Below are 14,686 nucleotides of genomic sequence, written 5' to 3'. Positions count from 1 at the left end.
ATTAAGAAGCATATCTATAATTTTAACGAGAAGGAGTCATACACCATGCTGAAAAAATGTACCAATATAGCGCTGGTCTTCACCCTATTCTGTATGCTGGCGCTGCCAGCCGCAGTGGTATCCGCGCATGAATCGGCATCGATTCACGATGCGTTAACGGATAATTCCAAGATTTATGAGGCCTCCGAGAACTGGAGCCTAGACAACACGAACCCGCAATTTTTTGGCGGGGACGAGTCCAGACTGGTTAGAACGTCAACAACGACGGAGTATGCCATCTATGAGCTAACCGGCATTCAGTCCTTTTCTCTTCAAGCCTATTATTTCTCCGGCTCAACGGCTGTCGTGAAATTTTACGGCTCCTCCGATGCTGAGGCTTGGACAGAGCTTCCATCCAACTATTCGGATCCGGCGGGAACTGGAGATGGTTGGTACGGAACGGTTTATACGCCAGCGGGAGCGCTGCCTGGCAGCATTAATTATTTGAAAATCGAAGTAAGCGGTGACGTTGACACGTGGCTGATGCAGCTTGGTTCGGTTACAGTATCCAATATTTCGACAGCTCCACAGACGATCATCGACGAGTTGAATGACGTGTCCAAGCTTTTCTCGCACACTGTTAATTGGTCGGTGGACGACACGAATCCGGCCTTTTTCGGGGGAGACGCCTCCAGAATCGTAAGAACGGCTGTCTCGGATGAGTCCGTCGTTTACCATTTGCACGGCATTCAGCATTTTTCGGCCCGACTTCATTCCTTTGCGGGATCGACAGGAAACCTAAAGTTCTACGGTTCCTCGGATGCAGCGGCTTGGACGGAAATTCCGTCCGTGCATGATACGCCGGTGTCTACTGGGGATGGAGCGTGGTCCGGGGCTACGTATACGCCTGCCGGTCCGCTTCCAGCCAATATTGATTATTTAAAAGTAGAATTATCGGGTGATGCGGCCAATTGGCTGATGCAGCTTGGATCGGTTGCGATTGCGAATACCGTTCCGGGCAGCGAAGGCGGCACCGGAGGCGAGGGCGACTATTTTGTCGACGCAGCAGCGGGCAGCGACAGCAATGACGGCAAATCGCAAAGCACAGCATGGAAGACCTTTGCAAACGTCAACAACACGACCTTTGCGGCAGGCGACCGAATTTTGCTCAAGAAAGGCGGGGTTTGGAACGAACGGCTGTATCCAAAGGGCAGCGGTTCAAGCGAAGCGCCAATCGTTATCGACTCGTACGGCAGCGGCAGTAAGCCGATTATTAACGGAGGCGGCATGGCGGGCGGCGCTGTATATTTGCGTAATTCCTCCAACGTTATTATTCAAAATTTAGAGGTAACCAATTACGCGGCAGAGCGTGGCACCACTTACCGCGAAGGTATTTTGGTTGAAAATGCAAATGCAGGCACGCTTAGCAATATTAAAATTTTAAACAACTATGTGCATGACGTTTCGAGCAGCTTTAGATACCCGACAACCTCCGGGGCAGAAGGCGGCCCGCATGCGTTCGGCGGAATATCGGTTTATGTAGGCGGAACGACGGCAACGGATAAATTCGACGATGTTCTCATCCAAGGCAATTTGGTAGAGCGGATCGGACGGACGGGTATCGTCGTGTGGGATCAGCGGTGGAACGGGCAGGATTTTGCATCGACAAACGTGATCATCCGCCAAAACCATGTCACGCAAGCAGACAGTGACGGCATCCTAACGTTTGGCGTGGATGGCGCTTTAATCGAGCATAACGTAGCTGAAGGCGGCGGGAACTACTCCGAGGTTGGGGAGTTTAACGGCTCAGCTGCAATTTGGCCAACGCGGGGCAAAAACAATGTCGTACAGTACAATGAATCCTTTAACACAAACAAGCCGGAAGGCGATGGACAAGGATTCAACCTGGATATTGACACAAAGGACAGCATCGTACAATACAACTACAGCCACAACAATAAGGGCGGGTTCATCTTATTCGTGGATGCGCGTCTGACGCCTGGGGTGCTAACGGGATCATCGGACAATATCGTAAGGTATAACATTAGCCAGAACGACCTGACGCACACGTTCAACTTTGCGGGCGGCGTTACGCCGGGTACGCAAATCTACAACAACAGCATCTACATTGGCACGGGTCAAAATACGAGAGTCATTGATCATGAGTGGGATGAGGCGGGAGATTTGAATGCGCCGTATTCCTTTACGAACAATCTGGTCTACAATCTTGGGACGGGCGATTACTATTTGCCTGGAGTAAATGGACAGTTTAATCATAACTTGTTCTATGGCAACCATCCGCTTAACGAACCGGCCGATGCGAATAAAATTACGGCTAACCCGATGCTGGTCCACCAGGGCGGCGGCGGTACGGGCTGGGGTACCGTTGACGGTTACCGATTGCGGGAAGGTTCGCCTGCACTTGGTGCAGGCAAGCTGATTGCAGGCAATGGTGGCATGGACTACTGGGGTAATCCGGTTTCTCAATCGGAAGCTCCGAATATCGGCGCATACAGTGGGGCGGGACTTGATCCGGCAACGCTGCCTGAGCCTCCCGAGGATGATTTAAGGCTTTATTATCAAGGCCTGAAAGTAATGCCGAGCATTACTGACGATGGCAAAGGAAGCAAATCGCTTCGCCTTCAATTTACGAACAGCTCTACGGTAGACAGCTTAAGCATTGGCAAAATCTCATGGGAGGTAGGCGCAGATGCCGGTTCCAACGCGATAAGCGGAACGGACACGAAGGTGCCTGCGGTTTCACCGGGCTTGCAATCAACCTACGTGATTCCTCTCCCAGGCTTGTCCGAGGGCGTCCTTTATCCGCTTGATCTGACGGTGGAAATTGCGGGTTATGAGAGCATACACATCACCAGAGAGATTGATTTCAACCGAATCCTCCATCAAACGGACAAGCGCGAGCCTGTCACGATTGATTTGGCACAGGGTGAAAATATGATCAACGGATTTAAAGGCGACGATGATCTTAGCGGCAAGGTAAAGCTTCGTTGGGATGAGACTAATTTCTATCTTATGGCTGACATGAAAGACGATGTGTTCAATCATGCAGCTTCTGGTGCGAACATTTGGCAAAATGACGGCATTCAGTTTAGCGTGGCGCCAGGCGTACCGGGAGAAAGCCAGTCTTGGTATGAGTATGGAATATCGCAGACTCCGGATGGCCCGCAAATCTACCGCTGGTTGACGATGCAAGGGAAACCGACGGGAGCGGTAACGAATGGAAAGCTCAACGTTACTCGCAATGAGGAGCAGAAGACGACTACTTATGAGCTTGCGCTGCCTTGGAGCGAGCTTTATCCGATGAAGATGGCAGCAGGCGACTCTTTAAGCTTCTCCATGCTAGTCAACGATAATGACGGTGCGGGACGCAAGGGCTATATCGAGTGGGGCTCTGGCATTGGCGGAGCCAAGGATCCGTTGCTCTTCCGTACGTTCCAATTGCTCGCGCCAGGAACAGACCAACCGCCAACACCGGGCGGAGGCACGGATACTGGCAGCGGCACTGGAAGTGGCAGCAGCTCAAATACCGTGGACAAAGGAATCATAACGGCCAAACCGGCGAGCGCCGAGCAAGGTATTGCCAAAGTGAATGTGACAGAGGCAGAGCTTGCGAAAGCGCTTGAAGGCGCACAAGACGGTCGAGTGACGGTTGACGTTATTGCGTCCGGAGAGGCATTAAAAGGGGCGTCCGTTCATATTCCGCTAGCAAGCATTAAAGAATGGGGAACCAAGGCGAAGTCCGTAGTCGTTAAGGTTAACGGAGCTTCCATTGCAGTTCCAGTGGAAGATCTCTTAAGCCAGCTTTCTTCCTCTTCCAAGGAAGTGGAAATTGTGATTGCTGAGGTAGAGAATACGGCGCTTCCGCTAGGTTTGCAAGCAAAGTGGAAAAGCAACCCGGTCTACGATTTTAAAGTGAAGATTGACGGGATCGCGATTCAAGCATTTAACGGCAAACCGGCTTTGACGGCAACCGTAAAATACGAGCTGAAGCAGAAAGAAGAAGCTCATCAGGTTGTAGCCTATTTCATTGGCGCAGATGGCCGGATGGAAGCTGTTAAGCAGGTAAAATATGATACGGCGTCAGGCACGCTTACGTTCGAGCCTAAACATTTAAGCTTCTATGGAGCGGCCTATGCGGATGTTCATTTTACCGATACGTCTTCGGCATCGAAAGTGATGATTGAAGCTTTGGCAGCACGCGAGATCGTGAAGGGTGTGGGCGACGGGAGGTTTGAGTCTAGCCGCAGCATTACCCGCGCCGAATTCGTGCAGCTGCTTGTAAACGCACTTGGCCTAACGGCAGATGCTGCGAAATCAACTGGCTTCGCAGATATTAAGGCGGACGCTTGGTACTATCCGGCGGTTTCGACAGCGCAGGCGCTTGGCATCGTAAATGGCAAAGGAAATGGCATGTTCGGAGCTTCAGATGTCATTACGCGCGAGGAGATGGCAGTCATCACTTTCCGTGCTTGGGGAACAGCTCTAGGCGAGCCATCTACACCAAGCGAAGCGGAGCCTTTTAAAGATCAAAACACAATTAGCGGCTTTGCCCTTGAAAGCATTGCTGCTCTGCGGCAAGAGGGCATTATTAACGGATACGCTGACGGCTCCTACAAACCCAAGGGTCTAACGACGCGAGCGGAAGCCTCGGCTATTATTTACCGATTGCTAGGTCTGTAACAGCAAAGAAGGAAGGTGTTTCATTCGGTTTATGCCGGATGGGGCATCTTCTTTTTTTTGCAAAAAAAGGCTAATTCGCAAACGATTTCGCAGGCTTGCCTCCTGTCGCAGCCAATTGGGCGAGTGCTATCATTAAGGGATAACCTACATGTAAGCGCATTAATAAGCGGGTTAAATCAGTCAAACATTGCGGGGTGTCGGTCGTTGCAGCAAGATTCTTTCATACCATTCGGCTTTCAATATTATAGGTCTCCCACCCCTTACCGGGATCAATGGGAGCAGGATCTTAAACGAATATCGGATATGGGTTTCAACTGCGTGAAATATTGGGTACAGTGGCGCGCGAGTGCTCCTAGGGAGAACGTTTTTCAGTTCGATGATATCCAGGAGCTTATGGACTTAGCGGCAAAGTATCATTTGAAGGTTGTTTTGAACGTGATTTTTGACGTAGCTCCAGCCTGGTTCTATAAGAAATACCCTGAGTCCAAAATGGTGACGGCGGACGGAACCATAATTGAGCCAAGGGCGCTGAGCTATCGGCAAATCGGCGGAGCGCCGGGCCCTTGCTATCATCATGGACCTGCCCAAGAAGAGAAGGACCGTTTCCTTGAGGCGGCCGTGCTTGCTTTTAAAGACCATCCGGCTCTATGGGTTTGGGATTTGTGGAATGAACCAGAGCTGACGACGGGCATCAAGCGAACGTTAGCCTATGAAAATCAGGTTTGTTATTGCGAACGCTCCCAAGAAGCGTTTGGAGATTGGTTGAAGGAGAAGTACGTAACGATCGACCATTTTAACGAAAAATGGCAGCGTACCTATACGGATTGGTCGGAAGCAGAGCCGCCGAGAGGGCAGGCGGTATTTAATGATCTTGTCGATTGGCGCCTATTCATGTCCAATGCGCTAACCGATGATCTTAAACGCAGAGTAACGGTTGTGAAATCGCATGATCGGACTAATCCGGTCATGGTGCATACGGTTCCTGCCCCGATCTTCAACATGATGACCGCGGGCTCGGATGATTTTAAGCTGGCAGAGCCGTGCGATCTGTTCGGCAACAGCCTAGGCTCCTCCGCCTGGTCGGCGGATTTGCTTATTTCGGCAGCCAAAGGCAAAAAAATGATCAATTCGGAAATCCATGCGCTTCCGGGCCATACGGCCATGAAGCCGAAGAAGCTAGAATTCCGGGAATTAAAGCAGCATATTCTGATCCCGCTGGCGCGGGGCATCAGCGGCTTCCTCTTCTGGCAGTACAGGCCGGAAGTGCTTGGCCATGAAGCACCGGCATGGGGAAGCACCTATTTGGATGGCAGCGAAACGCCTTGGCTTAGAGATATGGCGGATTTGAACCAGACCATTCAAACGAACCGGGAACTGCTGGAGACGGCGGCCCGGCCATCGGACGGAATTGCCATCTTGTACAGCCCAGAGAATCAGATTGCCAATTTCTCTGTGTACACGCATTTAGACACCTATAACGATTCCGTGCAGGGCGCCCATAAGCTGCTGCATGATCTGAACTATAAGGTAGAATTCATTCATGAGAAAGATGTCACCCAGGAAGAACTGGCTAAATTCCGATGCTTATGGATGCCGTATCCGCTTTATTTGAATGCGCAGCTATGCGGCGTTATTCGGGAGTGGGTAGCAAATGGCGGAACGCTGATCTCGGAATGCTCCTTCGGAGCGCTTATGGCGGAGAATGGCAGCCACAGCTACCAGGTTCCCGGCTACGGCTTCGACGAAGTATTTGGCGTCCGCGAGACGTGGATTCATTCCGTTGAGCATCTGGATCACAGCTACCACAACGTAACAATTCAATCCACAACGACGATTCCGCTGGTCAGCCGTACAGCCGCAAATGCCGATGGGACGCCTGTGGCCGGAGCTGGCTCCTATTATAAATCCGATATTGAGCTGCAAGACGGCGTAACGGTTTTGGCTCATTTTGCGGAAGACCAATCGGCGGCGATGACCAGCTCAAGCTACGGCAAAGGCAAAGCCGTCTGGATCGGTACCTTGCTCGCCGCGGCCTATTGGCAAAACGGAAGCACAGGCACGTTGCAAATAATCGGCAGCCTGCTCAAGGAAGAGCTGGCGTTGCAGCCGTACGTTGAAGTCCAAAGCGGCACGCTGAGAGCCGATCTATTGGAGCGGGAGCATGAAGGCACGCTAGAGCGCCTGCTATTCGTTCATAACTGGGGAGCAGAAGCAACCTACGGAACGGTACAGCTCCCTGCAGCTTTCGGGCAGGCGCTGCCTTGGTTTGAAGACGGCTCCGCCGCTGTTTCCAAGTCTGTTGCTGCCACCGAACTTCTGAACATTCAGCTGGAAGCGGGAGATATTCAAGTGTATCGGCTTGTTTAATTTGCTCTATCGCTCTCCTGTTAGTAAATGCATTAATTGTTGAGCTCGCGGGTACTTATGTTGTAGACCATACAACGTAGGTACCCTTTTTTGTTCAAAATGCGTAGTAAGCGAGCTGTTGGGATGTATATGTGGAGGATAGCCGCTGCTAGAGCGGCAAATAGGGCACATTTGAACCGATTCTTCAACCATTTCGCAGTATTGCCCCCTAATCAAAACTGATGCAATCGCTTACATTTGAGGTGCGTACGAGTGCAAGGCAGCCCTCGGAACGCCCATGACCTGGGAAAGGAGGAACGGGGCAAGCGTTTTTATATCTCATTATGGGGAGGCAACGAAATGTTTAGGATGACTCTTGCACGAAAATGGGGCATGCTGGCTATCATCGCAATTTTGCTCGTATCGACGTTAGGATTACCGGGCTCAAGCGACAAGGCTTACGCGGCAAACACGACCTACTACGTCGATTCAGCAGCTGGCAGCGACTCTGCGAGTGGCACTAGCACAAGTACAGCATGGAAAACACTAACGAAAGTAAATGCGGTCACGTTCCAGCCCGGCGACAAAATTTTGTTCAAAAAAGGGGGCAGCTGGAATGGGCAGCTGCATCCGCTTGGCTCCGGCAGCGCGGGCAATCCGATTACGATTGATGCCTACGGTACGGGGAGCCGTCCGCTTATTAACGGCGGAAGCATCGCTTCCGGTGCGGCCGTTTATTTGGTCAACCAGCAGTATTGGGTCATTCAAAATTTGGAGATCACCAACCATTCAGGCTCAGACAATTCGGGAACGGCTACGGTGGGCGGCGTTCCGCGGCACGGAATTTATATCGAGTCGAACGGCGGCGGGAAGCTCAATTATTTCCGAATCGCTAATAACTACGTTCATGACGTAAATGGCTGCTTTAACTGTGGAGCCGTTGCGCCGCATACGAACGGCGGCATCAGCATGTTCGCTGGCGGCGCGTACGACGGCTTCAACGATGTCATCGTGGAGAACAATACCGTCGATCATGTCGGACGGAACGGCATTAACATTTGGGATGCCAGCTATCATACGGGCGACCAAACGGTCGTTATCGCTTCGCAGCTCAGCACCGGCCTGAAGGTGCAAAATAATAGCGTTTCCTATACGGATGGTGACGGGATTTTGGTTTTTGGCTTCAAGGATTCCATTATTCAATACAACGTCGCTAATGGCGCAGGGCAAAAAATGATTGCCGGCTTCAACATGAATGCCAGTGCGGGCATTTGGCCAACCCGTTCTATCGGAACGATTGTACAGTACAACGAAGCGTATGGCACTCGAACGACGGATACGGACGGACAGGGCTTTGATATCGATTTGGGCCATTACGGCGCCATCCTCCAGCACAATTATAGCCATGATAATGAGGGCGGTTTTATCCTTTTGATGGGTCCCTATACCAACACGAGTACGATCCGTTACAATCTCAGCGTTAACGATGCTTATGGCGGGGAGAAAGGCGTTTTTACCTTCTCATGGGGCGTGCCGGAGGGCACCAATATTTATAACAACACGATCTATATTGGCTCGGGGCTCAAAAATCCGATCTATTGCGACGGTTGCGATGCCAGCACGCCAGGAAACTGGAGCTTCAAAAATAACGTGATCTACAACATGGGCAGCGGAACCTATTCGTATCCAAGCGTAGGCGCTACCTTTGACTACAACTTGTTCTATGGCAATCATCCGGCAAGCGAGCCGGCAGATGCCCATAAGCTGACTTCGAATCCGCTGTTTGTGAGCGCAGGCAGCAGCGCGCCGGGACTTAGCACGGCGGATGGCTACAAGCTGGCGAGCGGATCTCCCGCAGCAGGAAGCGGGCTGCTTATCGCAGGCAATGGCGGAAAAGATTATTTTGGCAATATCCTATCCAATACCGCCGCGCCGAGCAGAGGCTTCCATGAAGCCGGAACGTTCACCGCACCAACCCAGCTGATTGACGAGGCTTCTGACTGGAGCGTATCCAGCTCCCATTCCACAAATATGGAGTTTGATACGACGAATCCGGCTTATTTTAACGGGGATGCTTCACGGATCAAGCGCAGCTCTACGGCTACGGGCTATGTGATTTATAACTATGCCGACATGCTGCAGTTTACCGCGGGCATTTATGAATTTAACATTAATCTAACTAAGGTGAAGTTTTATTCCTCGCCAAACGGCACAACCTGGACGCTGGTATCCAGCTCCAATACGACACCTGTGGCAACGGCAGCGGGGTGGGCTGCTACGCAATATACGCCGACCGCGAATCTGCCTGCTGGCACAAATTACTTAAAGGTAGAGTTCTCGGATACAACTTCCGCATGGGGGACTCAGCTTGGCCGTATCGTAATTTCTAAATAGCAGGAATGAACCATTTGGCGCGTGAAGGGCAGCATGACGGCTGCCCCCGCGCGCTTCTTAAAGAAAGGCGTGACCTTATGATCAAAAAAAAGCTTGTGGTTATTCTCGCATGTTTGCTTGCCGCCATTCTTGGGAGCTGTGCGGTTCATAACGATGGCGGCAAGGAAAGTATAGCCTCTAACGTACAGGCGGATGAAATTGTCGCCAAGGTGAATGGGGAGCCCATTCGCTTCGGCGAGCTTGCGCTGCTCATGGCACGTAAGCGAAGCGAAACGATCCGGTATTTTTTTGACACCTATCAAGCGGAGGATAGTGCTGAATATTGGACCACTGACCACGAGGGGGAAAGACCGATTGATTGGCTTAAAGCGGCAGCGCTTGAGGAGGCTGTCCGCATCAAGGTTCAGCAAATAATCGCCAAAGACGAGGGGATCGTTGAGCGCATTGATTATACAGCGTTTCGGGAGGACTGGCAGAAGGAAAATGAGCGACGCCTGAAGGCAGCGGAAAAGAAGGAGCTTCTATACGGCCCATTGCAGTATGAGGAAAATACTTATTATGATTATTTGTTCAGCAATATGGTGCTTCAGTTCAAGGAAATGCTTAGGGAGCGCGATGGCCTCTCGGTTGCGGAGGGGGAGCGCAGGTATGAAGAGCAGGTCACGAAGGGACTGGGCTCCGCTGCGAAAGCAACGGAATGGGAGGTCTACAATCGAATCGAAACTCCGTAGTCCAGCAAACGATTTCGCAGGGTTGCCTCCTGTCCGCTGCTTAAATAAAGCGTTATCATAAGAGACAAAATGGCTTGCTCGACCATCATTAGCCATGACCTGGAGGTACAGACTCATGAACTATTTGCCCTATGTGAATCCGCTGCAAGGAACGGATTCTGTCTATACGTTTTCGAATGGCAATACGCTGCCGCTCATTTCAAGGCCGTGGGGCACTACCTCGTGGAGCCCGCAATCGAATGAAGAGGGGGTCGGCTGGTTTTTCCACCCGTCGCATCGTCGGTTTCAAGGCATTCGGCTGACGCATCAGCCGAGTCCCTGGATGAGAGATTATGGGCACTTGGTTATTATGCCGCAGAGCGGTCCGGTTTACTTGAAATCGGATGCATGGGCGTCCTCGTACAGAGCGGAGGAAATGATCGTGCAGCCGCATTATTTCGGCATTCGGCTCCCGCGTTATGAGGCAAAGCTGGAGCTGGTGCCTGCCATGAGAAGTACCCGCCTTCGTTTTACCTTTGACCGGAAAGAGGATTGCCGAGTGATCGTATCCCCTTTTGAAGGGGAATCCTCGGTTACGATTGACGGGGCAAAGCGCAGGGTAACCGGCTTTACACGCGCGCATCACGGCGAGACGCATGAGAATTTTGCGATGTATTTCATTATGGAATTTGATTGCGCGCTTCAAGAGGGGCAAAGCAGCACGTTTGATTCGGCTTTTGTTCCAAGCAGCAGTCTGGAACAGATCGGAAACCGGGTCGGCGCCTATGCAGGCGTCGAAGTACCGGAATCGGGCATCGTTAACGTACGGCTCGGAACCTCCTTTATTAGTCTGGAGCAGGCTGAGTGGAATATGGAGCAGGAGCTTGGCGATCTCACTTTTGAGCAATTAAAGCAGCAGGCGGAGCAGGACTGGGAGCAGCGGCTCGGCACAATTCGCGTAGAAGGCGAAGACGAGGAAGAGAAGCGTACCTTTTACACCTGTCTGTACCGTGCCTGTCTGTTTCCCCGTACTTGGCATGAATATAGCCCCTTGGGGGAGCAGCTTCATTTTAGCGCTTATGATGGCAAAGTTCACCCGGGGCCTATGTATATGGATATCGGCTTCTGGGATATCTACCGCACGAGCCTTCCGCTTTATAGCCTTTTATTCCCGACGCTGCTTGGTGAGATGACGGAGGCTTGGGTCAATATTTATAAGGAAAGCGGCTGGATGCCCAAGTGGATTTCACCTGCGGAACGCAGCGCCATGCCGGGCACGCTCATTGACGCGGCAATTGCCGATGCCTATGTCAAAGGCATTAAAGGCTTTGACGTAGAGGCTGCATACGAGGGCTTGCGCAAGCATGCGACGCTTGCTGCGGATGACGGTACGCATGGGCGGACAGGGTTGAATGCGTATATCGAGCACGGATACTTGCCCGACAACCAGTTCCATGAGAGCGTCAGCAACGCCTTGGACTATTATTATGGCGACTTCTGCATCGCGCAGATGGCTAAAGGACTAGGCAAAGAGGGCGATTACCGTTTCTTTAGGCAGAGAGCGGCCAACTACAGCCAATTATTTGATGCGGGAACAGGCTTTATGAGAGGACGAAACGAACAAGGAGCGTGGCAGGCTAACCTTGACCCGCTTGCGTGGGGGGACCCGTTCTGCGAGGGTGGCGCTTGGCAGTGCAGCTGGTCCGTCCCGCATGATATGACGGGGCTAGCTGATCTCATGGGCGGAAATGAGGCGTTCGTCGAGCGGCTGGATGAGCTCATGACGATGCCGCCATCCTTTAAAACCGGAACATACAGCACGGAAATTCATGAAATGTCCGAAATGGCGGCAATCGATTTTGGCCAATTTGCAATCAGCAACCAGCCGAGCTTCCATATTCCTTATATCTACACCGCGCTTGGCAAGCCTTCCCGCACGCAATATTGGGTTAGAAAGACGATGAGGGAATTGTTCAGCAGCAAGCCGGACGGCCTGCCCGGTGACGAGGACAATGGCAGCCTAAGCGGCTGGTATATTTGGGGAGCGCTTGGCTTGTATCCGTTCACGCCGGGCGTGCCGGAGTATATGCTTGGCAGCCCATTGTTCCGTAAAGCGACGATCCGTTTGGAAAACGGCAAGGAGCTCGTTATCGAAGCGGAAAATCAAGGGGCCGATCAGGTATATTGGAATCGCTTAAGCTTGGACGGTCAGCCATGGCAGAAGCTTGCGGTCAGCCATGATCAGCTTGCAGCGGGAGCACATCTTCAATTTCATATGGAAAACGAGCCATCGGATCGAGTGTTACAAAGTAATGCTTTACCTTACTCGATGAGAAATGAGGCTGACCATGAGTTCGAATAAGCTTTTTTTTGCGCCGGGCAGCTATGTGCCGGTGAGCGGTTTTATTCGACTTAATCCGGGTTTGGGCTTGGTTGACATTGAGGTTCAATCGGACCTCCTGGCTTATATTGCGAGCAGTAAAGGTCGTATATTAGCGGCTTGTTATGCGAATGAAATGGTGACATATTTTGATGTGCAGCATGTCGATTTGAGTAGCGGATTGGTTCGTATAGAGCCGCGGGAAGCAGGCATTTACACTCTGGTATCGGAGCGGCTGCGGAACGATTTTCCAATTGTTACGAATTGGAATGCAGCCTTGAATGGGGGAAGGGGCGGACCGCAGGCAGGTGCAGCGGATGGCATCGGCGTGCTGCGGCTTCATGCGGAAACGGGAGAGCGCGAGGTCGATTTGCAGCTGCGTGACGAGGACCCGTCAAGTCCCTACTATTATCAAACGGACACGTATGCTTTGTTCGCGGGCGAAAAGGAAGGCGAGTCCTTCAGGACACCCGCTTATGAGCGCTATATTGGCGAGACGTACAGCGTGCTGCGCGTAACGGATGAGGCTGCTTTAAAGCTGTCGGACGAGATCCGTGAGCTTACGGGGTATCCGATTATTTTCCGGGTGCCGACTGCTGCGCCGGAGCAGCTTGAGGGCATGCCAGCCTTTCAGCTTGTGCATGGGCGAATTGCGGGCCAAGGTGAGCATGAAAGCATGGTAAGCTACATTTTGCCTCCGCTTTGGAGCACATCGCTGAAAGAACATTATCCAGCGTTGTTTAGCGGCTTTTACGACCAGAATGAAAATGTGTTTTCGACGATGGGTCCACCTTTGCTAAAGGGGCTTGGACAGGCGTTTCTGGAGACGGGGAAAGGCGCAGTCGGGATCATCTGGAACGGAGGCGGCTCCTTTGGCACGAGAACGATGCAGGCCTCCATCTATGAGAATTTGGACGATGTATTCCGAATCGCCATCGAGCAGTATGGCGTTAACGGTCATGAAGTCGTCACCGTGGGCGGCTCGCGCGGCGGCATTTCGAGCCTGATGGCTGCAGGAAACCCAGGCAGTACCGTCTATTCTGTACGGTATGCGGTTTGTTACAATGTACCGCTGGCGTTTGGCGAGCCGTTTAGGGATATGCTGAACCCGACATGCCCGGTGTGCTGGCGCGCAGTTTGCGAGGATATTGGCTACAAGAATGCTTGGCAGCCAGGCTGGAAGGACGGGGAGGGACGCAGCGCCGTTGATCTCTTTCTGGCTACGCTGCTTGGAACGAGTGATTCGGTCCGTATTGCAAGCGGGCCTGGTCCAGCCTCGGACGCCATCATCCTTGCTTTGAAGTCAAAAGGAACGAAGGTATGGCTGACTCACGGCACGCATGATGCATATACCTCAAGCTGGCTATCCTTTGAATGGGCAGACCGGGCACGTCGGCACGGCGTTCAGGTGAGGCATGAAATTGGCTATCGCTACGGACATAACAACTGCACCAACCCTTTCGATAGCGCCAAGCTTTGCTTGGTCTCTCTACTGACAGGACAAGAGCTGCCGATGGAAGGCAACTGGCATTACCGCAGAGCCAGCGAAGTGCCGGAAGCTTGGGAGGAATCCGAGCTGTTCGAGCCTGCCCGTCAGCCGATTTTTTTGGAAGGCCCGAAGTTTGCCATAGCAGGCTTGCCGATGCTGCTTATCCTTTACGGAGAGCCGGGAATGGAATATCGATTGGCACTGCAGCCTTCATGGGAGCAGAATGCGATAGAACCGATTACAATAGAGCCGATTGTCATGTTGGAAGGGACGATGCCGGTAGTTGCGGGCGGCAGAGAAGGCTTCTCTTATGTGAAAAGCGTGCAACCCGTTCCTGACCAGCTAGTTCCTGGTATATACGTGTATGATCTAGAGGTAAGGAGAAGCAATGAGGATACGTGGGAGAGACCTGCCATGCATGCGCCACAGCCCGGCATTATAGAACCGGCTACGCTTGAGGTTATTGCGGACGTTCCCCATTTAGCAAATGATGAATGGCTGGAGCGAACGATGAAGCATGCGATTGGCTGGGGATTAAGCGAGGCTTGAGTTTGGACCAAGTTTGGACCAAGTTCAGCTTATGTTCTGTTAAAATGCTGATATAAATGCGGCTTTTGTTGACTAGTGGCTGCTAATAGGTTCTTTCTTGGAGTCCATTTGATTTCTAGCGGCTGCATCGATTCTTTC

General features: G+C 52.0%; 6 protein-coding genes. All 6 read left to right on the top strand.

Features of this window, described 5'->3' with window-relative positions:
• Nucleotides 1-45 precede the first annotated feature (45 nt).
• The 6 genes from FJQ58_RS04895 (at nucleotide 46) to FJQ58_RS04870 (ending at nucleotide 14,548) form a co-directional block, all read left to right on the top strand.
• Nucleotides 46-4,680 carry an S-layer homology domain-containing protein gene (locus FJQ58_RS04895; RefSeq protein ID WP_139991314.1) on the top strand — a complete coding sequence of 1,545 codons (4,635 nt, stop codon included), beginning with the start codon at nucleotides 46-48 and terminating at the stop codon, nucleotides 4,678-4,680.
• Between the two features lie 204 nt (nucleotides 4,681-4,884).
• Nucleotides 4,885-7,047, top strand: a complete 2,163-nt coding sequence (locus tag FJQ58_RS04890; RefSeq protein WP_162341310.1) for a beta-galactosidase — start codon at nucleotides 4,885-4,887, stop codon at nucleotides 7,045-7,047.
• A 339-nt stretch (nucleotides 7,048-7,386) separates the two neighbouring features.
• Nucleotides 7,387-9,420 carry a right-handed parallel beta-helix repeat-containing protein gene (locus tag FJQ58_RS04885; protein WP_139991312.1) on the top strand — a complete coding sequence of 678 codons (2,034 nt, stop codon included), beginning with the start codon at nucleotides 7,387-7,389 and terminating at the stop codon, nucleotides 9,418-9,420.
• A gap of 77 nt (nucleotides 9,421-9,497) precedes the next feature.
• Nucleotides 9,498-10,151, top strand: coding sequence for a hypothetical protein (locus FJQ58_RS04880; RefSeq protein ID WP_139991311.1), 654 nt, complete (start codon nucleotides 9,498-9,500; stop codon nucleotides 10,149-10,151).
• Between the two features lie 115 nt (nucleotides 10,152-10,266).
• Entirely contained in the window at nucleotides 10,267-12,492 is a 2,226-nt protein-coding gene (locus FJQ58_RS04875; protein WP_139991310.1) for a GH92 family glycosyl hydrolase, read from the top strand.
• The gene (locus FJQ58_RS04870) at nucleotides 12,479-14,548 is read left to right on the top strand and encodes a hypothetical protein (RefSeq protein WP_139991309.1); all 2,070 of its coding nucleotides are present in this window, start codon (nucleotides 12,479-12,481) and stop codon (nucleotides 14,546-14,548) included. Before FJQ58_RS04875 ends, FJQ58_RS04870 begins: the two co-directional genes overlap by 14 nt.
• The last annotated feature ends 138 nt before the right edge of the window (nucleotides 14,549-14,686 follow it).

Origin of the sequence: Paenibacillus paridis (assembly GCF_006345825.1) — a bacterium.
Taxonomy (GTDB): domain Bacteria; phylum Bacillota; class Bacilli; order Paenibacillales; family Paenibacillaceae; genus Pristimantibacillus; species Pristimantibacillus paridis.
The sequence above is the reverse complement of the archived record's forward strand: the minus strand, read 5'-3'. Positions and strand labels throughout refer to the sequence as shown.

Bases quoted from the DNA above. Each gene is read 5' to 3' on its own strand.
- FJQ58_RS04895 (WP_139991314.1), top strand. From the start codon at position 46: ATGCTGAAAAAATGTACCAATATAGCGCTGGTCTTCACCCTATTCTGT.
- FJQ58_RS04885 (WP_139991312.1), top strand. From the start codon at position 7,387: ATGTTTAGGATGACTCTTGCACGAAAATGGGGCATGCTGGCTATCATC.
- FJQ58_RS04880 (WP_139991311.1), top strand. From the start codon at position 9,498: ATGATCAAAAAAAAGCTTGTGGTTATTCTCGCATGTTTGCTTGCCGCC.
- FJQ58_RS04875 (WP_139991310.1), top strand. From the start codon at position 10,267: ATGAACTATTTGCCCTATGTGAATCCGCTGCAAGGAACGGATTCTGTC.
- FJQ58_RS04870 (WP_139991309.1), top strand. From the start codon at position 12,479: ATGAGTTCGAATAAGCTTTTTTTTGCGCCGGGCAGCTATGTGCCGGTG.